This window comes from Pseudoxanthomonas jiangsuensis (assembly GCF_010093185.1).
GTDB classification, from domain to species: domain Bacteria; phylum Pseudomonadota; class Gammaproteobacteria; order Xanthomonadales; family Xanthomonadaceae; genus Pseudoxanthomonas; species Pseudoxanthomonas jiangsuensis.
Map to the genome: position 1 here is coordinate 22,234 of NZ_PDWL01000022.1, position 20,985 is coordinate 43,218.

14 protein-coding genes and 5 tRNA genes are annotated in these 20,985 nt (G+C 68.3%); 9 read left to right on the plus strand and 10 right to left on the minus strand.

Annotated features, from left to right (window positions below):
* Window positions 1–50 precede the first annotated feature (50 nt).
* From CSC62_RS13185 to CSC62_RS13220, 8 genes are all read left to right on the plus strand, one after another.
* Complete coding sequence (locus CSC62_RS13185) at window positions 51–470, plus strand: hypothetical protein (protein ID WP_162407144.1); 420 nt, start codon at window positions 51–53, stop codon at window positions 468–470.
* An 81-nt stretch (window positions 471–551) separates the two neighbouring features.
* A complete protein-coding gene (locus tag CSC62_RS13190; protein WP_162407146.1) occupies window positions 552–1,937 on the plus strand; it encodes an MBL fold metallo-hydrolase RNA specificity domain-containing protein in 1,386 nt (461 codons plus the stop codon).
* A complete protein-coding gene (locus CSC62_RS13195; RefSeq protein WP_162407148.1) occupies window positions 1,934–3,451 on the plus strand; it encodes a thymidine phosphorylase family protein in 1,518 nt (505 codons plus the stop codon). The genes CSC62_RS13190 and CSC62_RS13195 overlap by 4 nt, the downstream gene beginning before the upstream one ends.
* Window positions 3,448–4,362 carry a ribose-phosphate diphosphokinase gene (locus CSC62_RS13200; protein ID WP_024867878.1) on the plus strand — a complete coding sequence of 305 codons (915 nt, stop codon included), beginning with the start codon at window positions 3,448–3,450 and terminating at the stop codon, window positions 4,360–4,362. Before CSC62_RS13195 ends, CSC62_RS13200 begins: the two co-directional genes overlap by 4 nt.
* Window positions 4,359–6,824, plus strand: a complete 2,466-nt coding sequence (locus CSC62_RS13205) for a phosphoketolase family protein (protein WP_246194423.1) — start codon at window positions 4,359–4,361, stop codon at window positions 6,822–6,824. The genes CSC62_RS13200 and CSC62_RS13205 overlap by 4 nt, the downstream gene beginning before the upstream one ends.
* Before the next feature lie 25 nt (window positions 6,825–6,849).
* Entirely contained in the window at window positions 6,850–8,442 is a 1,593-nt protein-coding gene (locus tag CSC62_RS13210) for an ABC1 kinase family protein (protein WP_162407150.1), read from the plus strand.
* Window positions 8,443–8,555: 113 nt separating this feature from the next.
* Complete coding sequence (locus CSC62_RS13215; RefSeq protein ID WP_225763777.1) at window positions 8,556–10,631, plus strand: heavy metal translocating P-type ATPase; 2,076 nt, start codon at window positions 8,556–8,558, stop codon at window positions 10,629–10,631.
* Window positions 10,632–10,650: 19 nt separating this feature from the next.
* Window positions 10,651–11,754 (plus strand): hypothetical protein, encoded by a 1,104-nt coding sequence (locus CSC62_RS13220; protein ID WP_162407152.1) that lies wholly within the window; start codon window positions 10,651–10,653, stop codon window positions 11,752–11,754.
* A 35-nt stretch (window positions 11,755–11,789) separates the two neighbouring features.
* Here CSC62_RS13220 and CSC62_RS13225 read toward each other — a convergent pair whose 3' ends face one another.
* The 7 genes from CSC62_RS13225 to CSC62_RS13255 all read right to left on the minus strand — a co-directional run bounded on the left by CSC62_RS13225 (window position 11,790) and on the right by CSC62_RS13255 (window position 19,442).
* Window positions 11,790–12,977: a hypothetical protein gene (locus CSC62_RS13225; protein ID WP_246194424.1), complete on the minus strand. Its 1,188-nt coding sequence runs from the start codon at window positions 12,975–12,977 to the stop codon at window positions 11,790–11,792.
* Window positions 12,978–13,354: 377 nt separating this feature from the next.
* Entirely contained in the window at window positions 13,355–14,032 is a 678-nt protein-coding gene (locus CSC62_RS13230; protein ID WP_246194426.1) for a type I restriction-modification system subunit M N-terminal domain-containing protein, read from the minus strand.
* Window positions 14,033–14,749: 717 nt separating this feature from the next.
* Window positions 14,750–15,937, minus strand: coding sequence for a site-specific integrase (locus tag CSC62_RS13235; protein ID WP_211369008.1), 1,188 nt, complete (start codon window positions 15,935–15,937; stop codon window positions 14,750–14,752).
* A gap of 123 nt (window positions 15,938–16,060) precedes the next feature.
* A tRNA-Val gene (locus CSC62_RS13240) sits at window positions 16,061–16,135 on the minus strand.
* Between the two features lie 130 nt (window positions 16,136–16,265).
* On the minus strand, window positions 16,266–17,903 hold the full coding sequence (locus tag CSC62_RS13245; RefSeq protein WP_162407156.1) for an FMN-binding glutamate synthase family protein: 1,638 nt from the start codon (window positions 17,901–17,903) through the stop codon (window positions 16,266–16,268).
* Window positions 17,904–17,947: 44 nt separating this feature from the next.
* Window positions 17,948–19,261 carry a nucleotide sugar dehydrogenase gene (locus CSC62_RS13250; RefSeq protein WP_162407158.1) on the minus strand — a complete coding sequence of 438 codons (1,314 nt, stop codon included), beginning with the start codon at window positions 19,259–19,261 and terminating at the stop codon, window positions 17,948–17,950.
* Window positions 19,262–19,355: 94 nt separating this feature from the next.
* Window positions 19,356–19,442, minus strand: a tRNA-Leu gene (locus tag CSC62_RS13255).
* 115 nt (window positions 19,443–19,557) lie between these two features.
* On the opposite strand from CSC62_RS13255, the gene CSC62_RS13260 reads away from it, so the two are divergent.
* Window positions 19,558–20,568, plus strand: a complete 1,011-nt coding sequence (locus CSC62_RS13260) for a LacI family DNA-binding transcriptional regulator (protein WP_162407160.1) — start codon at window positions 19,558–19,560, stop codon at window positions 20,566–20,568.
* 50 nt (window positions 20,569–20,618) lie between these two features.
* On the opposite strand, the gene CSC62_RS13265 is transcribed toward CSC62_RS13260, so the two are convergent.
* The 3 genes from CSC62_RS13265 to CSC62_RS13275 all read right to left on the minus strand — a co-directional run bounded on the left by CSC62_RS13265 (window position 20,619) and on the right by CSC62_RS13275 (window position 20,981).
* A tRNA-Gly gene (locus CSC62_RS13265) sits at window positions 20,619–20,694 on the minus strand.
* A 20-nt stretch (window positions 20,695–20,714) separates the two neighbouring features.
* Window positions 20,715–20,788, minus strand: a tRNA-Cys gene (locus CSC62_RS13270).
* Between the two features lie 117 nt (window positions 20,789–20,905).
* A tRNA-Gly gene (locus tag CSC62_RS13275) sits at window positions 20,906–20,981 on the minus strand.
* Window positions 20,982–20,985: the final 4 nt, after the last annotated feature.

Consider the following 20,985-nt stretch of genomic DNA (forward strand, 5'->3'; position numbering starts at 1 on the left):
CTCTCGCAGTCTCGCTGTTTCGCCTCACATCCATTCAAGGAGTCCACACAATGAACAACGTCACACATGCCGCCTGTTTTGCTGGCCCACGCACCAATCCCAATCGCTGGTTCGCCGCGCTGGCGCTGGCGGGCGCCTTTGCCTTCTCCTTCGCACTGCCGGGGGCTGCTTCCGCGAGCGAAGGCGGGTTCCGCCACAACGTGTTTATGCGCGGCCAGGTTCTGGAGACGCAGGACGACACACTGGTGGTCTGCGTCGGCAAGGCCGACGGAGCCCAGGTCGACCAGGTGCTGGATGTGATCCGGCACAAGCGCAGTAACCGCGGTCCCCGGAATACCGGGCCGCGCTTTCGCCGGGAAGCCGTCGGTCAGGTGCGCATCACCGGGCTGTTCGACGACCACTACGCAGAGGCTGAAGTGATCTCCGGAAAGCCCAAGGTCAATGACATCGTCGAGCTGATTCGACCGTGAGCAAGCCACGCGTCCGGCGCGATCTGCGTCGGACGTGTGCCCGCTGTCCCCCATCACTTCCTGCCAGGCCCGGAGCTCATCATGACCTCGACTTCCCGCCCGACGCTGCAGTTCCTCGGTGCCGCCGGTACCGTCACCGGATCGCGCTACCTGGTCGAGGCCAATGGCCAGCGCGTGCTGGTCGACTGCGGTCTCTTCCAGGGCTACAAGCAGCTGCGCGACCGCAACCGGGCACCGTTCCCAGTCGATCCGGCGTCCATCGACGCGGTGCTCCTGACCCACGCCCATCTGGATCATTCGGGCTACCTGCCCGCGCTGGTCAAACAGGGATTCCGCGGCTGGATCCACTGCACCCACGCCAGCGTGTCCCTGTGTGGCCTGCTGCTTCCCGACTGCGGGCACCTGCTTGAAGAAGAGGCGAAATACGCAGCCCGCAAGGGGTACTCCAAGCACAAGGAACCTCGACCGCTTTACACCGAGGAGGACGCCCGCAGCAGCCTGAAGCAGCTCAAGGGGCATGACTACGAGCGCGACATCGAGGTCGCGTCGGGCTTCAAGGTCCGCTTCCATCCCGCCGGCCACATCCTGGGCGCCGCACACCTCAGCTTGGACGTCCAGGGCCAGCGTCTGCACTTCAGTGGCGATCTGGGGCGTCAGCAGGAATCGCTGATGAATCCGCCGACGCCCCTACCCGCCTGTGACGCGCTGGTCTGCGAGTCCACGTATGGCGACCGCGAACACATTCCCATCGACCAGGAAGCGGAACTGGCCCCGATCATCCGCCGTGTTGCCGCGCGCGGGGGCGTTATCGTCATCCCCGCCTTTGCTGTCGGACGCGCCCAGGCGCTCATGCTGCATATCGCCCGGCTGCGTGAGCGCAAGGAGATCCCTCGCGTGCCGGTGTACCTCAACAGCCCGATGGCGATCAACGCGACCCGGCACTACCACGCCCACCATTCCGAGCACCACGTGTCCGAAGAGGACTGCCAGCGGATGTTCGACGTGGCCACCTTCGTCGACACGGTGGAAGAGTCGAAGGCGCTCAACCGCCAGCGCGGACCGATGATCATCATCTCCGCCAGCGGGATGGCGACCGGGGGGCGCGTGTTGCACCACATCGAGGCGTTCGGTCCGGATGACCGAAACGCGATCCTGCTCGCGGGCTACCAGGCCGGCGGAACACGCGGTGCCGCGCTGGCGGCAGGAAAGCGAACCTTGCGCATGTTTGGCCGCGAGGTCCCCATTCGCGCCGAGGTAGTGCAGCTGGAAGGCTTTTCTGGCCACGCCGACGCCGGGGAACTGCTGGACTGGATGCGCACCGCGCCGTCCGCGCCGCGCGTCGTCTACCTCACCCACGGCGAGCCCGATGCAGCCGACACGTTGCGCGGGCGCGTGCAGCGCGAGCTGGGCTGGCGCGCGCGCGTTCCGGAGCACCTGGAGCGCGTTGGGCTGGAGGATGCGCGATGAGCGAGCTGGCCGCTGCTCACACCCTGCTGCGCGTCACCCGTGCCGGCATCGACACCTACCAGCAGCCGGTGGTGTACATGCACCGCGACTGTGAAGTCTGCCGCTCGGAAGGCTTTGCCGCGATGACTCGCGTGAGGCTGGACGTCGGCGCGCGCACGCTGGTGGCGACGCTGAACGTGGTCGTGGACGATCGGCTCGGCCTGGACGAGGTGGCGCTCTCGGAGACCGCGTGGACGCTGCTCGATCCCATGCCCGATGTCCTTGCCCGGGTCCGGCACGCGGAACCCGCGGCGTCGGCAGGCGCGCTCCGCGCCAAGGTGTTCGGGGCACGGCTGGACGACGCGCAGTACCTCGCCCTGGTGCAGGACGTGATGGAAAGCAGGCTGTCGGACCTGGAGCTTGCCGCCTTCGTCACGGCCAGCGCGGCCGACCGCCTCGACAACGTCGAGACGACCGCGCTGACGCGGGCCATGATCGCGGTTGGCCAGCGCCTGGACTGGGGCGATGGGCCGGTGCTGGACAAGCACTGCGTCGGCGGCCTGCCGGGCAATCGCACCACCCCGATCGTGGTGGCCATCGTGGCCGCGCTGGGCTACCGCATCCCGAAGACGTCCTCGCGCGCCATCACATCGCCCGCGGGCACCGCCGACACCATGGAAGTGATGGCGCCGGTGGCGCTCGACCTGGCGGCGATGCGGCGGGTGGTGGAGCGCGAGGGCGGCTGCATCGTCTGGGGCGGCAACGTGCGCCTGAGCCCGGCCGACGACATCCTGATCCGGGTCCAGCGCCCGCTGGACTTCGATAGCGACGGACAACTGGTAGCCAGCGTGCTGTCGAAGAAGATCGCGGCGGGCTCCACCCACGTGCTGATCGACATGCCGGTGGGTCCGACCGCCAAGGTGCGCAGTGAGGCTGCGGCGGACAGCCTCGGCTCGCGGCTTGCACACACCGCCAGCGCGCTTGGATTGCAGCTGGCCATCCATCGCTCCGACGGCACCCAGCCGGTGGGTCGGGGCATCGGCCCGGCGCTCGAGGCGCACGATGTGCTCAAGGTGCTGCGCAACGCCACCGACGCACCGGCCGACCTGCGCGAACGCGCGCTTGCGCTGTCGGCGGCGCTGCTGGACATGGCACCGGGCAGCAGCGCCGGCACCGGACTGGAGCGCGCGCGCAGCGTGCTGGATTCCGGGAGGGCGCTGGCCAAGTTCCTGGCGATCTGCGAAGCCCAGGGAGGCTTCCGCGAACCGGCGCGGGCGCCATTCACCGCCGACGTTCCGGCATCCGCGTCGGGCCGCATCACGGAAATCGACAACCGCAGGCTGGCCAAGCTGGCCAAGTTGGCCGGCGCACCCACATCCCCCACCGCCGGCCTGGAAACGAGTCTGCGCGTCGGCGATGCGGTCGAGCGCGGACAGCCTCTGCTGACCCTGCATGCGGAGTCTCCGGGCGAGCTGGCCTACGCGCTGGAGCACGCCGCGACGCTGCAACCCTTTGTGCTTGGAGAGGTTCCATGACCCGTGTGCTGATGCCCTTCCCGGCCGATGCAGCATTGGCCAGCACCATGAACCAGGCTATGCAGGCGCGCATTGCACCTGTGGCTTGGCGGCACTTTCCCGATGGCGAGTCGCTGGTGACCCTGGAGGACTCGCTGGCTGGCGCGGATGTGGCCATCTTGGCCAGCCTGCGCCACGCCGATGCTTTGGCCCTCCCGTTGCGTTTCGCCGCCCGAACGGCGCGCGAGTTCGGGGCGCGCTCGGTCGGCCTGATCGCGCCCTACCTGGGGTACATGCGCCAGGACAAGCGTTTCCATGGTGGTGAAGCGGTCAGCACGCCGCTGTTTGCCCAGTTCCTGGAGGAGACGTTCGACTGGCTGGTGACCGTGGACCCGCACCTGCACCGCGTCGAGCGCCTGCAGTCGCTCTACCGGATTCCGACGGCCCACGTGTCGGCGACGCCGGCCGTGGCGCGCTGGATCGCGGAGACCGTCCCCGACGCGGTGCTGATCGGACCCGACAGCGAGAGCGAGCAATGGGTCGCCGACATCGCCGCCCGCTCCGGCATGCACTGGCAGGTGCTGGCCAAGGAACGCCACGGCGACTACGACGTGCGCGTGAGCCTGCCTGACCCGGCGGCCGTGGCCGGCCGGACCCCGGTCCTGGTCGACGACATCGTGTCGTCCGGCCATACGATCCTGGAGACCCTCGCGCACCTGCGCCAGCTGTCGCTGCCGCCGCCGCTGCTGGTCGCCCTCCATCCGGTGTTCGCGGGCGATGCCTACGCCCGCCTGCAGGAGGCGGGCCTGGCCCGCATCGTCAGCACCGACACCATTCCCCACCCGTCGAACGCGATCGCGCTGGGCGCCGACCTCGCCGCCGCGGCATCGACCCTGATGCGCGCTTCGACCGATTCCCCGGAGGACCCATGAACCTGCATCTCAACTGCTGCACCGCCGACCAGCTGTCGGCCGCCGAGCGCCAGCGGATCCTTGAACTGGCCGACGCCCACCGGCAGACCGATCCCGCGTTCGCCCATTGGGCTGCCGGCTACGGCGTGATCCGGCATGACCCGCTCACCCAGCTCCGGGTCCGCCAGATGGTGGACGAGCTGGTGACCCTGGGCCGCACGCCCGATGCCGGCACCGCCTGGCAGCGGCTCGCCGCGGCCGACCGCGTCACCAGCGCCGGCATGTGGCTGGTGGCGCACATGACCTACAGCCAGCGGGTCCGTACCGACGGTGCGGCCCTCGAGTCCGATGACTTCAAGATCACCCCCGAAGGCCACACCGGCGGGTCCCTCAACATGGTGCCCGCCTATGCCGGCTACCTGCTGATGGACGCCCTGGATGGCGTCACCCGCGCATGGATGATGGGCCAGGGACACTGCGTGGCCGCGATCGACGCGCTGAACGTGCTGGTGGGCAACATGACCGACCGGCACGCGGAGCGTTACGACCGATCGGACGACGGCCTGAGCCGGCTCGTCGGCGACTTCTACGCCTACACGCTCAATCCAGACGGCACGCCGGCGTCGCCCCTAGGCTCCCACGTCAATGCGCACACCGCCGGCGGCGTGATGGAAGGCGGCTATCTCGGCTTCGCCGAGCTGCAGTACGTGCATGCGCCGCTCAAGGACGAACGCCTGGTGGCGTTCCTCAGCGACGGTGCGTTCGAGGAACAGCGCGGCAGCGACTGGGCGCCGCGCTGGTGGCGTGCCGAGGACAGCGGACTGGTCAGCCCGATCATCATCCTCAACGGGCGGCGCATCGAACAGCGCAGTCAGATCACCCAGCAGGGCGGCGAGCGGTGGCTGGACCGGCACCTGCGATTGAACGGCTTTGATCCGATCGCGCTGGACGGGCGCGATCCGGCCAGCATCGCCTGGGGCATCCACGTGATGGAGTCGCGCCTGCAGGCGGGTGCCGCCGTCCCCGATGCACACGTGCGGCTGCCCTATGGCATCGCCGAAACCGTCAAGGGCTTCGGCTTCTCCGGCGCCGGGACCAACGCCTCGCACAACCTGCCCCTGCCCGGGAATCCGGCGAAGGATGCCGCGGCACGCGCGCTGTTCAATGAAGGCGCCGCGGCGCTGTTCGTGGCCGCGTCCGAACTGGATGAGGCCATTGCCGCACTCAACAGCCACGACCTGCAGCAGCGTGTGCGCGAGCGCGACCATGCGCTCGCCGATCGCCAGATAGACCCGCCCCGCGTTCCAGCCATTGCCGATCGCGGCGTCGGCGGCAAGAGCTCACCGATGACCGCGCTCGACGAACAGTTCGTCGCCATCGCCGAAGCGAACCCGGGGCTGCGCGTGCGCGTGGGCAATCCCGACGAGCTGCGCAGCAACAAGCTCGACCGCACCCTCGATGCGATGAAGCACCGGGTGCACGAGCCCGAGCCCGGCGTCGCCGAATCGACGACCGGCGCGGTCATCACCGCGCTCAACGAGGAGGCTGTCGTGTGCGCGGCGCTTGGCAACAAGGGCGGGCTGAACCTGGTGGTGACGTACGAGGCCTTCGCGCCGAAGATGCTCGGTGCCGTGCGCCAGGAGCTGATTCTCGCCCGCCATCAGAAGCAAGCCGGACGTCCACCCGGCTGGCTGGGCGTGCCTCTGGTGCTGACCTCGCACACCTGGGAAAACGCGAAGAACGAGCAGTCCCACCAGGATCCGACCATGGCCGAGACGCTGCTGGGCGAAATGGCCGACATCTCGCGCGTGGTCTTTCCGCCTGACGCCAACGGCGCCGCAGCCGCCCTCGCCCACGCCTACGCGCAGCGCGGCACGGTCACCACCCTGATTGTCCCCAAGCGCCCGGTGTCGCATGAGCTGACGCCACAGCAGGCCAAGGCGCTGGCAGAGACCGGCGCAACGTGCCTGGCCGGCGATCCGGCGACGGCGGCCATCCTGCTGGTCGCCACCGGCGCTTACCAGCTGCAGGAAGTGCGTCGCGCGCAGGCGCGTCTGGTCGAACGCGGTGCATCGGCAGCGATCGTCTATCTCGGCGAGCCCGGCCGGTTCCGCGCGCCGCGCGATCCGGAGGAGGCGCGCTACGTGCACGCCGACAGCGAGGTCCATACGCTGTTCCCGGCGGAGCGGCCGCGCGTATTCGTCACCCACACCCGGCCCGAGCCCTTCCTCGGCGCGCTGCGCCGGCTCGACACCGGCCCGGCCACCACTGCGGCACTTGGCTTCGTCAACCGCGGCGGCACGCTGGACGTGCCGGGCCTGCTGTTCGCCAATCGCAGCACCTGGGCGCACGTGGTCGACGCGGCTGCGGGCGTCCTCGGCCAGCCCCGTGGCAGCCTGTTGTCCGAAGCCGAGTTGGCGGCAGTGGATGGTCGGGGTGATCCGGCCACCGTCCTGCGCCCGGAAACGGGACAGGCGTCGTGAGCGTGCCGGCCAGGACCTCGCGCTGATGGCCGGCACGGTGCGCCGCGGAGGTCAGATCGCCTGGGCCGGACTGAAGCTCGGAGTCGCCGTGCTGCGCCTGCGCCGGCGTGCACCCGATCGGCTTCCCGCCTACATCAGCACCACCCTGGTGGGGCTCGGCACCACCTTCGTCAAGCTGGGCCAGGGCTTGAGCCTGCGCTGGGACCTGCTGCCTGCGCCGTATCGCGATGCGTTGTCGCAGCTGCACAGCGACGTGCCGGCGTTTCCTGCGGACCAGGCCAGGCACGTGGTCGAACAGGCGTTCGGCGCACCGGTCGACGCGCTCTTCGCCAGTTTCGATGACAAGCCGATGGCCGCGGGCTCAGTCGCCCAGATCCACCCTGCGCGCATGCACGACGGTCGCAACGTGGTCGTCAAGATCACCCGCCCCGGCATCCATGCCCAGGTGCAGGCCGACCTGCGGCTGCTCCGGCGCACGATGCGCGTGGCCCAGTGGATCTGGCCGCCCCTCAAGCGACACCGGCCGCTCGAACTCGTGGACGAACTGGGCGCCTTCATGCGCGATGAAATCGACATGCGTCACGAAGCACAGAACATGCGGCGCATGGCCAAGGTGCTTGACTCACTGCCCGGCATTACCCAGCCACACGTCGTCGAGCCCTACGCTACCCGCGACGTGCTGGTCCAGGACCGAAGCCACGGCACCCGCCTGGAGACCGCTTACGGAACCGGGGCCGCTCCCGCGCTGGCGAGCGCGCTGCTCGATGCCTACGTGCATCAGCTCTTCGGCGCCGGTGTGTTCCATGCAGATCCCCATCCGGGAAACCTGTTCTTCTTTGACGACGGTCGCCTGTGCCTGCATGACTTCGGCTCGATCGGTGTGCTCGACCCGGCATCGCGGCTCGCGCTTGGCGGCATGGTCGAGGCCATTGCAGCCGACGACGCCGAGGGTGTCCTGGATGCGGCAATCGCCCTGGGCTTCTTCCCTCCGCAGGTCGAGCGACGCTCGCATGTGCGCGAGATCCACCTGATCCTGGCCGAGATGGCCAGCCGCCCATTGGCGGCGTGGTCCATTGCCGAGGCGATCTGGCGCGTGGCACGCATTGGCCAAGGCGCGGGCTTCCGGCTTCCTGCCCACCTGCTGTCCCTGATCCGGACGCTTTTCCTGGTCGAGAACACGTTGCGGGCACTGGATCCGGATCTGGATCTGCTGGGGACGCTGTCGGCACAGGCCGCCGAGATCGCCGAGATCGCCGATGCCAGCCGCCCCGGCGGCAACAGGCCGCTCGCCATGCGGCTGGCCCGCACCGCCCGCCAGCTGCCCCAGATCGCCACCGACCTGTTGCGGCAGGCGCAACTGAGCGACGGACGGCCCGCCCTCTCCGTACATCACCATGGCCTGAGTTCGACGCAGGAGGCAATCGCCCGCACGGGCAATCGGCTGGCATTGGCCCTGGTCACCTTGGGCCTGTATGTATGTGGTGCGCTGTTGAGCCTGCACTCCGACGGCCCGCAAGTGTTCGGTCACATGCCTTTCCTGGCTGTCGTGGCTTTCGCTGCTGCGGCATTGCTCTCGCTGCGGCTGGTGACGGCCATCGCCAGATCGGGGCACTTGTAAGCAGCTGGAGCCCCGACCATTGGGGATCGCGATTTCAGACAGTCCCTTGCAGAATCACTGATCTATCTCCCCGCTGATGCCCAGTGCATCAGTGCATCCAGAAAGGCAGACCCATGACGCAACACGACCATCATCAGCACGATCATCAGGCGCATGGCGGGCAACCGCCGCATTCCCGCAAGGGTGCTGACGGCGACGTCCATGCCGGGCACGACAAGCATGCCGGCCACAGCGTGGCGAGCTTCCGCGACAAGTTCTGGCTCACGCTGCTGCTGACCATCCCCACTCTGATCTGGAGCGGGATGATCCAGCACTGGTTCGACTACACCGCACCACAGTTCCCGGGGTCGGCGTACATCCCGGCGGTGTTCGGCACGATCGTGTACTTCTACGGCGGCTCGCCGTTCGTCCGCGGCGGATACCACGAGCTGAGAAATCGCCTGCCGGGCATGATGACGCTGATCTCGCTTGCGATCACCGTCGCCTTCCTTTACAGCGCGTTGGTCACGCTCGGCGTTGTCGAGGGCTTGGACCTGTGGTGGGAGCTGGCGACGCTGGTGGCGATCATGTTACTCGGCCACTGGATCGAGATGCGTTCGATCAACCAGGCACAGGGCGCTCTCAAGGAACTCGCGAAGCTGCTGCCTGATATGGCGGTGCGGTTGGATGAGGCCGGTACCGCGAAGGAAGTCCCTGTCGCGGAACTGAAGCGCGGCGACCTGCTGCTCATCAGGCCCGGCGCGAGCATTCCCGCCGACGGCGTCGTGAAGGAAGGGACCAGCGCCGTCAACGAAGCGATGATCACCGGCGAGTCCAAGCCGATGGACAAGTCGACGGGCGACCGGGTGATCGCCGGCACCGTCAACGGACAGGGCTCGTTGCGTGTCGAGGTGACGGGAACCGGCGACGAGACCGCGCTCGCGGGTATCATGCGGCTCGTCGAGCAGGCCCAGACGTCGCGCTCGCGCGCCCAGGCCCTGGCGGACCGGGCGGCGTTCTACCTCACGATCATCGCCATCGTCTCCGCCGCGGTTACCGCCATTGTCTGGCCACTCCTCGGTCGACCGTGGAGCTTCACGATCGAGCGCGTAGTGACCGTGCTCGTGATCGCCTGTCCCCATGCGCTGGGTTTGGCCATCCCGCTGGTGACCGCCATCTCGACCACGATTGGCGCACGGAACGGCCTGCTCGTGCGCGATCGACGCGGCCTGGAAGAGGCCCGTTTGCTGAACACGGTCGTGTTCGACAAGACAGGCACGCTCACGCTCGGTTCGCACCGCGTCGTGAAGACCACTGCCGCCGATGGACTCACCGACGACGAGGTGCTTCGCGTGGCCGCGTCGGTCCAGCGCGACGCTGAACATCCGATCGCGCAGGCGCTGATGACCAGCGCCAAGGAACATGGCATCGACGTTCCGATGTCGCAGGACTTCGAGTCCATGCCGGGACGCGGCGTGCGCGCAGTCGTCGAGGAGCGCTCGCTTCACGTTGGCGGGCCGGGTCTGTTGAGAATGCTCGCGGTCGAACCGCCGGAGACGCTTCGGCGGGCTGCCGAATCAGCGGCAGCCGATGGTCAATCTGCAACCTACCTGGTGGAAGGCGACCGGGTGCTCGCCGTATTTGCGATCGCGGATGCCATCCGTCCCGAATCGTTCGACGCGGTCAAGCGGCTGCACGACGAAGGACTGGAGGTTGTCCTGCTGACGGGTGATTCCACGGCGGTCGCAAACGCGGTCGCGAAGGAACTCAACATCGACACCGTCTTCGCCGAGGTATTGCCCGAGGACAAGGTGGCAAAGATCGAGGAGCTGCAGGCCCAGGGCAAGCGCGTCGCGATGGTGGGTGACGGTGTCAATGACGCTCCGGCGCTGCTCACGTCCGACGTCGGCATCGCCATCGGCACAGGGACGGACGTCGCGGTCGAGGCCGGCGACGTCGTACTCGTGCGCAGCGACCCGCGCGACGTGCCGGCGATCATTGCATTGAGCAAGGCGACCTATCGCAAGATGATCCAGAACCTGTGGTGGGCCGCCGGGTACAACATCGTCGCCATCCCGCTCGCTGCCGGCGTTCTCGCTGCATGGGGGATCATGCTGCAACCCGCGCTTGGTGCAGTGCTCATGTCGCTGAGCACCATCGTGGTGGCGATCAATGCGCAGCTGTTGCGCCGGGCGGTACGGTCCCCATGAACATGAACTGGCGACACCTATGACCACGCGCCGGCTTCTGGCACTCAACGTTGGCTCGTCCACCCTCAAGGGCGCGTGCTATCTGTTGCACGCTGAGGGGCCAGGCGCGCAGCCACGCGTCGTGGAGCGCTCCCGGGCCGAGATTGCCGTCGGCGCGGATGCGCAAGAGCGACTTGCCACCCTGCTCGAAATATTGTCGATACCGGCGCCCGGCCCCGACGTGGTGGTCCACCGAATCGTACATGGCGGCGACCTGCGCAACGCCAGCGAGCTCGACGAAGATGTACTTGCGAAACTGGATGCCTTGGTGCCATTCGCACCCTTGCACCAGCCGGTCGCCCTCGCGTTCGCGCGTGCCGCGCGCCTGCGCTGGCCGCAAGCCCGCCAGGGCGTGGCCTTCGACACGGACTTCCACGTGACACTCGCACCCTGGAGCCAGCGCCTGCCCATCCCCGAAGCATGGGATGCGCTGGGCGTCCGCCGCTACGGTTTCCACGGACTCGCCTTCGCCTCTGCACTGCGAGTCGTGGCCAGCCAGGACGCCGGAATCCTGCGGAGCCGCGCCGTCTTCGCGCATCTGGGGGGGGGTTGCAGCGTCTGCGCCGTCGAGGACGGTCGGAGCCGCGACACCACCATGGCGGTCACTCCGCTGGGGGGAATTCCGAGCCCTACCCGCTCCGGGGATCTCGATCCCGGTGCGTTGCTGTACCTGCTCAGGCACGAACGGCTGGACGCGCAAGCGATTGAAGATGGTTTGTCCCGCACTGCAGGTCTTGCCGGCATCGCCGGGCACGGCGATATGCGCGTGCTGCTTGCCGATCCTGGCCCGCAGGCCCAGCTTGCCGTGGACCTCTTCGCAGTCCGGATCGCGCAGTCCATCGCGGCCATGGCCACGGGAATCGGCGGACTCGACCATGTCGTCTTTTCCGGCGGCATCGGCCACCGCGCGCCGGGTCTGCGGGCGCGGATCATCGCGCGCTTGGGCTGGCTTGGCCTGGCGCTGGCACCTGACGACAACGATGCTGGGGCCACGCGGATCGATGCCGCGAGCGGGCCGGCCATCTGGAACGTCGCGATCAATGAGGAACGCGAGCTGGCCGAATCAGCATTGGCCTGGCTGTAGTCCACGGCATACCGCCAGGGCGGCCCCAGCCAGGATTACTCGCCGATCAGTGGCGTCGTGAGCACCGCTGCGAATCCACCACCTGGGGTGCGCATGTTCGTAGTCTGGCCCTGATAAAGCCGGGCCGCGAACAACAGCACACCCGCCTCGGACGCGAAGCAGCGCACGTCCGCCTTGAGGGACTGGCCCCCATGCACGATCCGCATGCTCGGTGGCGCGAAGGCCTGTGCGATGTAGGTCGCCGACGCCATCGACTCCCACGTTCGCCGGGTGAGCTTGTCGCCCCGATAGCTGCCACGGCTGCCGAACCCTGCTGCAGGCTTGAAGAAGTAGCCGTTGCGCGCTGCCCACAGCGCATCCCGGTTTCCGGGGACGACTTCAACCGTTGTCGGGATCACCTCGGCCAGCAGGGCTGTCAAACCCGCATCGACCCCAAACCCGCCGAGCAAAGCCGCGTCTCCAAGCACCGCCAGGTTGCGCTTGTCGGCGAACAGCGCGTGCGCACGCGGATGCGGGGTGAGTGCGACGTCCCCTGCGAGATAAGCCTGACGAAGGTCCGCATGCGAAGCTTCCTCAAGCGCGAAATCGGTCAACCGGTTGTAGACCATGTCGATCGGGCCGTCGGCATCTGCAAGCCCCTCCGGGCCGAACCTCAGATCCTCGGGCGCGCGTATCACGCAGTCCACGCCGTGCTCCCGGAATGCGTCCGCGTACAGCTCGAACTCGGGGTAGAGGAACTGCTCCCGCGGGGCGCTGTCCACGATGGCCACACGGGACGGCGCGCGGCCCGACTGCTGCCGGGCATCGTCAAGCCAGGCGGCTACAGCCGCGCTATGGGCCTCCGTCGCCGTGGTCCAGGTGGTCCACGCAGCCGGCGCGCAAGATCTCACGGCATCGAGCAGCACGGCATTGAGGAGCAGCCCGCCTGGATTGGTGTTGACCTCGATCAACCGCGGGCCGTCGACGGTCAGGTGAAAGTCCAGCCCCAGGACGCCACCCGCCGAACCCGGGTAATGGGTTGCGATGTCGGGGGCCCATTGCAGGACGCGCTCGCGGTATCGTGGATTCTCTGCAACTTCGAAGAGCGCCGCCGCGACTCGCCCCATGGCGTCCAACGCCGCACGGTCGACGAACAGGGCGTACCGAGAGAACAGATGTGCGTGAACGGCCGGGTCAGACATGGACTCCGAGAAGGCGGCCCGGATCGACTCGTGCAGCCGCAAGACGTCGACTACTTCGCATGCACACCGCTGGTTGAGCGAGGCACCCACTGAAGTGGCACAGTTGATATTGCAGCCTGACTGGCCAGCCATTCTTGGGGCTCCCTAGGTTTACGCCTCGACGCAGCCTGGTTGCTGCGCTGCTGCATCGATCCCGCCCAGCAGTCATGTTATCTGCTCTCAGGACAAGCGCCGCTTCTCGAAGAAGACAGAGGTAGGGCGTGATGCCCTAACTGAACATCCGCTCGGGTTGGCAATCCAGCCCGCCCACCCTCGATAACGTGCCCTAATCCCTGGCCCCTGTCACTGGCGACTTCCGGCCAAAAGCGGCCAGTGGACCGGCCAGTCCCTCGTAGACGTCGCCAGCGCCGTAAGGCCAGCTAGGGTCGGGCAAACATTGGACTTTGCGCCCGCATCATCCCGAGGGTTTCCTCGTAGTGGCAGCTTCCCCACTCGGGCGGCAAGCGCCTGTACCTCTCGGCCTCGGGTTCTACCGGGTTCACCATCAGGCGGATGACTTCGCGCGGGGTGAAGTGCTCGCCGGCGGTCTCGTTGGAGATTTCGGCGAACTTGCGGATCAACTCTTCGAACACCACGCCCATCTGCGCGTTGCTGACGGTCTGGGGATGCAGGTCGATGTTGGCGAACTTCTCGGTGACCAGATACAGCAGGTTGGCCTTGGCCAGGCGCTCGACCTGGGCGTGGAAATCGAAGCGCTCGAAGATGTCGCGGGCGGCCGGCGAGAACGCCTGGATATAGGCGTACAGGTTCTGGCGGATGTGGTCCTGGTCGCCCAGTAGCCGGGCCATGTCCAGCGGGGAGGTGTTGTAGAAGCTGGTGCCGGCCTTGCGCAGCAGGAACGGATCCGGGTTCAGCCCGGCGGCGGTCTTGGCCTCGAACTCCTTGAGCACCGCCGGTTTGGTGAGCGCCAGGACGCAGTCCAGACGGCGCAGCACGGTGAACGGCAGGATCACCCGGCCGTACTCGGATTGCTTGTAGTCCCCGCGCAACAGGTCGGCGACCGACCAGATGAAAGCCGAAAGTGACGCCTGATTCATGCGACAACCGATCCCCGATCCCGTTTCCAGGGGGGATGATAGTCAATGCCGTCGCAGGGGCGGAGATTCCCGACGCACCGGGTATCAGAATCCCATAGGGGGTTGCCGCTCCCCAGCCTCCCCACCGCATGCCAGCCGCCCGATCCAGGCGGGCCACGCACGGGGAGTCTGGCAGTCCGCAGGTAAATTCTGATGGCAACGGCTGGGAGTGCGTCCATTTGGCCATCGATGACGGCAATCAAGTCCGGCTGGCCGACGACGGCAGAAGCTGCTGTGTTGGATGTTGGTCAGAGAGCCTGGTAAAGCGGCAAGCCCGGATGTTGCGGCGGCAGTTCCATCAATCTGGGCGACAAGGGAGCGCAAGCCCTGCTTTGGTTGCGAGACCTGCGGCGTGCTCGTTTTGACGTCACGTGACGTGACATGCCCATTTGGCCGCCTAAACCGGGGGTGCTTCGTTAGCCTTCTCAGCCGTATGGCGGACGAATCAACCTGCAGTTTTTTGGTGACAAGCCCCCCGGGCGTCTGGTTCGCAACCATGTCACGTGACGTGACGTGACGTGACGTGACGTCATCATTCCGGCGCCAAAGCCCTCGCTTGGCAGCCGGCACGGGGCAAAAAGCTTGATGTGCTGCGTGTTGTGGTGCCGAGCAAGGGCCAAGGCCGGGACAGCCATGCGCTTGGTGCCCCTGCCTCGGACGTCCCGTGCGCTACCGCGCTCAAGGCGCCGACTGCGCTGCCGGCTTGAGCTGGCGCAGCAGGTGCTCCAGAACATTCACCACGTCGACGCTGCCCTCCCCTTGCTGCCCCATCGCCAGGATCGAGCCCAGATCGGGCGTTTGGCTGGCAGCAGTCGGGGCGTTCGGCGTTCCGCCAGCTTCTTCTGGCCCACCATCGAGCAGCCCCGCCATGTAGCTGGCATCAGGGTGGAAGTAGCGCCCCAGCATCCGGGTGCTCTTGTGCCCGGTGACCTTGGACAGGGTCAGCGAATCACGGATCAGCGGCGCCATACGGCTCACCGCCTCGTGGCGCAGGTCGTGGAAGTGGAAGTCAACCAGTCCGGCGCGCTCAGTGGCGCGAGAGAATGACTGCTTGACGGCCTCGCTGGTCGTGGGGAACACCCGACCGGAGCCGTCCCGCGGCAGGCCTGCCAGGATGCTGCGTGCCTGGGTGCTGAGCGGCACATCGCGGCTTTCCCCATTCTTGGTGTCGTGCAGACGGGCGCATTTGCCGGCCAGGTCCACATCCTGCCAGCGCAAGGACAGCAGCTCCCCTTGGCGCATGGCGGTTGCCAAGGCCAGCCGGACCAGGGGGAGGATCCAGGTATTCCGGCAACCGCCCGGCCGGTAGACCCCGCGGTCGTCACGCTCGCTGGGACGCAGCTCGTGGAGCAATGCTGCCTCCTCTGCCGGAGCCAGTCGCCGGCTCCGGGCCCGGTTCTCCTTGGGGCGCCGCAGGCGCTGGACGGGGTTGTCCATCTTCACACCCCACTCTTTGCGCCCGATGTTGAAGACGTGGCTGATCAGGTTGAGTTCGCGGTTGACCGTGGAACCGCTGACCACAGCCAGCCGCCGGTCACGGTAGGCGGCCATATCCCCTTGAAGGTAGTCCGACAGGCGGATCTGGCAGATCGGGTCACGCTGGATCAGCGCCAGGCGGACCGCTTCGACGGCCGCACCCTTCTTGTGGGGCGTCACTTCGACCAGGTAGCGCTCGATCAGCAGTCCCAGGGTGAGGCGGGCATCGTTCCCCCGCTCCCGGTAGACCCCGCGTGCAATTTGCGACTCAGTGTCGGCCGCCCAGGCCCGCGCATCGGCTTTGCTGCCGAAGGTGGCTGAAACCGAAGGGCGGCCGCGAAGGCGGATCTGGGCTTCCCAGCCCCAGGGCTTCTTGCGCAGCGTTGCCAAAACACACACCCCAATCGCCATCAGTGTGGCGAATTTGGTGTGTTGGTCGCTGGGTGTCAGGGGGTACCTTGTGGAGCCAGCAACTAACCTGCTGATCTACAAGCACTTCCGACCTGAGGAAGATGGTGGGCGGTACAGGGATCGAACCTGTGACCCTTGCCGTGTGAAGGCAATGCTCTACCGCTGAGCTAACCGCCCGATGCCCGCACGGATCGGTGCGGGCTGCGCATGTTAATGGCGCATCGCGATCCGGTCAACGGTTCACGGCGCGCGGTGTACCGAAAACAGCGGAGTCGGCCGCCGCCGGCCAGCATCCCCGACACCCTCTTCAGCAGGCCTTGCTCCGGCGCAGCGCGTCCACCCGGCCCGGCGGCTGGAAGGCGTCGGCGCGGGCTTCGGCCCAGAAGTCGCGGAACACGGCGTGGTCGGGCAGGCCCTGCAGCAGTTCGCCCGGGCGCAGGTAACGGTACAGCGCGGCCAGCGAGCGGATCTCCACCGGCGAGACCCGGCGCAGGATGTGCTCCGGTCCCAGTTCGGAAGGATCGGTCAGGCCGGCCGCGCACAGCAGGTCGCGCAGGGCGCGCAGGGTGTTGTCGTGGTACTGGTGGACCCGGGTGGCCTTGTCGGCCGGATCCAGGTGCTTCCAGCGGCGCGGGTTCTGGGTCGCGATCCCGGTCGGGCAGCGGTCGGTGTGGCAGCTCAGCGACTGGATGCAGCCCAGCGCGAACATGTAGCCGCGCGCGGCGTTGCACCAGTCCGCGCCCATGGCCAGGGTGCGGGCGATGTCGAAGGCGCTGGTGATCTTGCCGGCCGCCGCCACCCGCACCCGGTCGCGCAGGTCCAGCCCGACCAGGGTGTTGTGGACCAGCAGCAGGGCCTCGTGCATCGGCACGCCGATGTGGTCGATGAACTCGGCCGGCGCCGCGCCGGTGCCACCCTCGGCGCCGTCGACCACGATGAAGTCCGGCAGCAGCTGAGGGTCCTGCGCGGCGCTCTCGGCCATCGCCTTGGCGATCCCGAACCACTCCCAGGGATGGCCGATGGCCAGCTTGAAGCCGACCGGCTTGCCGCCGGACAGCTCGCGCAGGCGGGCGACGAAACGCAACAGCCCCAGCGGGGTGTCGAAGGCCGAATGCCTGGCCGGCGAGATGCAGTCCACGCCCATCGGCACGCCGCGGGTGGCGGCGATCTCGGCGCTGACCTTGGCCGCCGGCAGCACCCCGCCGTGGCCGGGCTTGGCGCCCTGCGAGAGCTTGATCTCGATCATCCGCACCTGCGGCCGCGCCGCCTGCGCGGCGAACCTTCGCGGGTCGAAGCGCCCGGCCTCGTCGCGGCAGCCGAAGTAGCCCGAGCCCAGTTCCCAGACCAGGTCGCCGCCGTTCTCCAGATGGTAGGGCGAGATCGAGCCTTCGCCGGTGTCGTGGTAGAAGCCGCCGCGGCGGGCGCCCTCGTTCAACGCGCGTACCGCGTTGGCCGAGAGCGAGCCGAAGCTCATCGCCGAGATGTTGAACACGCTGGCCGAGTACGCCTTGGCGCTGTCCGCGCCGACCGTCACCCGGAAGTCGTGGGTCTCGATCTGCGCCGGCGCCAGCGAATGGTTGATCCATTCGTAGTCCACCGCATAGGCGTCCTGCAGGGTGCCGAACGGGACCACGTCCATCACCCCCTTGGCGCGGCGATAGACCAGCGCACGCTGCTGGCGCGAGAACGGCGCCTCGGCAGTGTCGCTCTCGATGAAGTACTGGCGGATCTCCGGCCCCACCGACTCCAGGCCGTAGCGGAAGTGCGCCAGGATCGGATAGTTGCGGCGCAGGGTGCTGCGGGTCTGCAAAAGGTCCCAGCTGCCGAGCAGGACCAGGACCCCGCCGGCCGCCACGCCCCATCCCCAAGAAGGCCAGCGCAGGGCCAGCGGCAGGGACGCCAGCAGCAACAGCCAGCTGGCGGCGTAGGCGAGGTATCGACTCATGGGTCCTCCCGGGCGACGCGGATACGGACCAGTCTAGCCGGCCGCTACAGACGCCCGTCCACCGCCTCGCGCGGCCATACCGACTTGACGTCGTACACCGCCGCGCCGGCGCGGCCGAGGGCGCGGATGCGGGCAACGTCCCAACCGCGGAACTGTTCGTGCGCCACCGCCAGCACCACCGCGTCGTATTCGCCGGCCTGCGGTGCGTCCAGCAGCGCCACGCCCTGCCCCGCGGCCTCGGCCGGATCGGCCCAGGGATCGACCGCGTCCACCCGCGCGCCGGCGGCCGCCAGCGCGCGCACCAGGTCCATCGCCCGGCTGTTGCGCAGGTCCGGGCAGTTCTCCTTGAAGGTCACGCCCAGCACCAGCACCCGCGACCGCGCCGGCTCCCGCCCGCGCGCGGCGAGCATCGCCAGCACCCGCGCGGCGACGTGGCCGGCCACCCGCTCGTTGACCTCGCGCGCGGCGTGGATCAGCTCGGGGTGGTAGCCCACGCTCTCGGACTTGTGCAGCAGGTAGTACGGATCCACGCCGATGCAGTGGCCGCCGACCAGGCCGGGCCGGAACGGCAGGAAATTCCACTTGGTCCCGGCCGCCTCCAGCACCTCGCCGGTGTCGATGCCGAGGCGGTCGAACATCAGCGCCAGCTCGTTGACCAGGGCGATGTTGACGTCGCGCTGGATGTTCTCCACCACCTTGGCCGCCTCGGCCACCCGGATCGACGGCGCCGGCCAGGTGCCGGCGGCGATCACGGTGCGGTACAGCGCGTCCACCGCGGCGGCCGCGCCGGGGTTGGACCCGGAGGTGATCTTGCGGATGTCGGCCAGGCGCCGCTGGCGGTCGCCGGGACTGACCCGCTCCGGGCTGTAGCCGCAGCTGAAGTCGCGGTTGCAGCGCAGGCCCGAGCCGGCCTCCAGGATCGGCACGCAGATCTCCTCGGTGGTGCCGGGGTAGACCGTGGATTCGTAGACGACCAGGTCGCCGGGCCGCAGCACCGCGGCGACCTGCGCGGTGGCCTGGCGCAGCGGCTCCAGGTCGGGCTGGTGGCGGGCGTCGATCGGGGTCGGCACGGCGACGATGTGGATCGCGCAGCCGGCCAGGTCGGCCGGATCGGAGGTCAGTCGCAGCCGCGGCAGCCAGGCCAGCTCCTCCGGCTGCAGCTCGCGGGTGCGGTCGTGGCCTGCGCGCAGCTCGGCCACGCGGGCCGCGTCCAGGTCCAGGCCGGTCACCTCGCGGCCGGCGGCGGCGAACGCCACCGCCAGCGGCAGGCCCACGTAGCCCAGGCCGACCACCGCGATCCGGGCCTCGGCGGCGGGCAGCGGCGTGTCATGGCGTTCGACCTTGCTATCGACCTGCATGGGCCTCCCGGGCCGCTGGAATGGAGGGACGCCGGAACCGCCATCGATCCCGCAAGCCGGTCCCGCCCGGCCGGCGGAGCACCCGCGATGGCAGTGGTGCCCGGGGCGGGACTCGAACCCGCATGGCCTTGCGGCCGGAAGATTTTAAGTCTCCAGTGTCTACCGATTTCACCACCCGGGCCGGGGTCGCGCGAACGGCCGCGCCATTGTGCCACCGCCGCGCGCCGCGCCGGCGCGTTGCTAGAATCGGCGCCATCCCTGGCGACCGCCGCCGGGCGGTGGAGGGGGAGCCAGGCATGCGCGCCAGAATCGAGGATGTCGCCGCGGCAGCGGGCGTGTCGATCAAGACCGTCTCGCGCGTGTTCAACCGCGAGCCCAACGTCCGCGAGGAAACCCGGCTGAAGGTCGAGGAGGCCGCGCGCCAGCTCAAGTACCGGCCCAACTCCTCGGCCCGCAGCCTCGCCGGCCGGCGTTCGTACCTGATCTCCCTGTTGTACGACAACCCCTCCTCGAACTACGTGATGGAGATCATCGAGGGCGTGCTGGCCGCCTGCGAGCAGGCGCACTACGGCCTGACCCTGCGCCCGATCGACTTCGGCCGCCGCGGCCATGTCGAGGCGGTCGAGGCCCTGATCACCCAGTACCGGCCCGACGGCCTGGTCCTGACCCCGCCGCTGACCGACGACGCGCCCCTGCTCAAGCGCCTGCGCGAGCTGGGCGTGCGCTACTCCACCATCTCGGCCAAGCGCGACACCCACGGCGTCGGCGTGACCCTGGACGAGCGCGCCGCGGTGGCCGACATGATGGCCCACGTGATCTCGCTCGGGCACCGCCGCATCGCCCACGTCACCGGCCACCGCAGCCACGGCGCGCGGGTCTGGCGCCTGGCCGGCTACCTCGACGGCCTGCGCAATGCCGGGATCGAGGCCGACCCGGACCTGGTGGTGGAAGGCGAGTTCTCGTTCGAATCGGGCATCGCCGCCGCGCGCCAGCTGCTGGACATGGACGATCCGCCGACCGCGATCTTCGGCGCCAACGACGACACCGCCTGCGGCGTGCTGTACGAGGCCACCGCGCGCGGGCTGAAGGTGCCCGAGCAGCTGTCGGTGTTCGGCTTCGACGACACCCCGATGTCGCGCCAGGTCTGGCCCAGCCTGAGCACGGTGCGCCAGCCCAGCCGCGACATGGGCCGGATCGCCGCCCAGCAGCTGCTCACCGCCATCGCCGGGCACGAGCCCGGGCGCATGGTCAAGGCGCCCTACCAGCTGCAGATCCGCCACTCGACCGGGCCGGCACCGAAGTGCTGAAGCGGAAACGACAAGGCCCCGGTGACGGGGCCCTGAGGGTGTGTGCATGCTGGAGCGGGAAACGAGACTCGAACTCGCGACCTCAACCTTGGCAAGGTTGCGCTCTACCAACTGAGCTATTCCCGCTTGAGTTTTGACGTACCGGATGGAGGCCTGGGTCGGAATTGAACCGGCGTACGCGGATTTGCAGTCCGCTGCATAACCACTCTGCCACCAGGCCATTCGACCGGTACCACCGGTGCAGCTTACGCCGCGCCGGGGAGCCCTACAAAACAAAACCCCGTCGCCGGGGTTCCGTGTCGACCTGCCGGCGCACGGGCGCCTGCGGATCATTGTCTGGAGCGGGAAACGAGACTCGAACTCGCGACCTCAACCTTGGCAAGGTTGCGCTCTACCAACTGAGCTATTCCCGCTTGG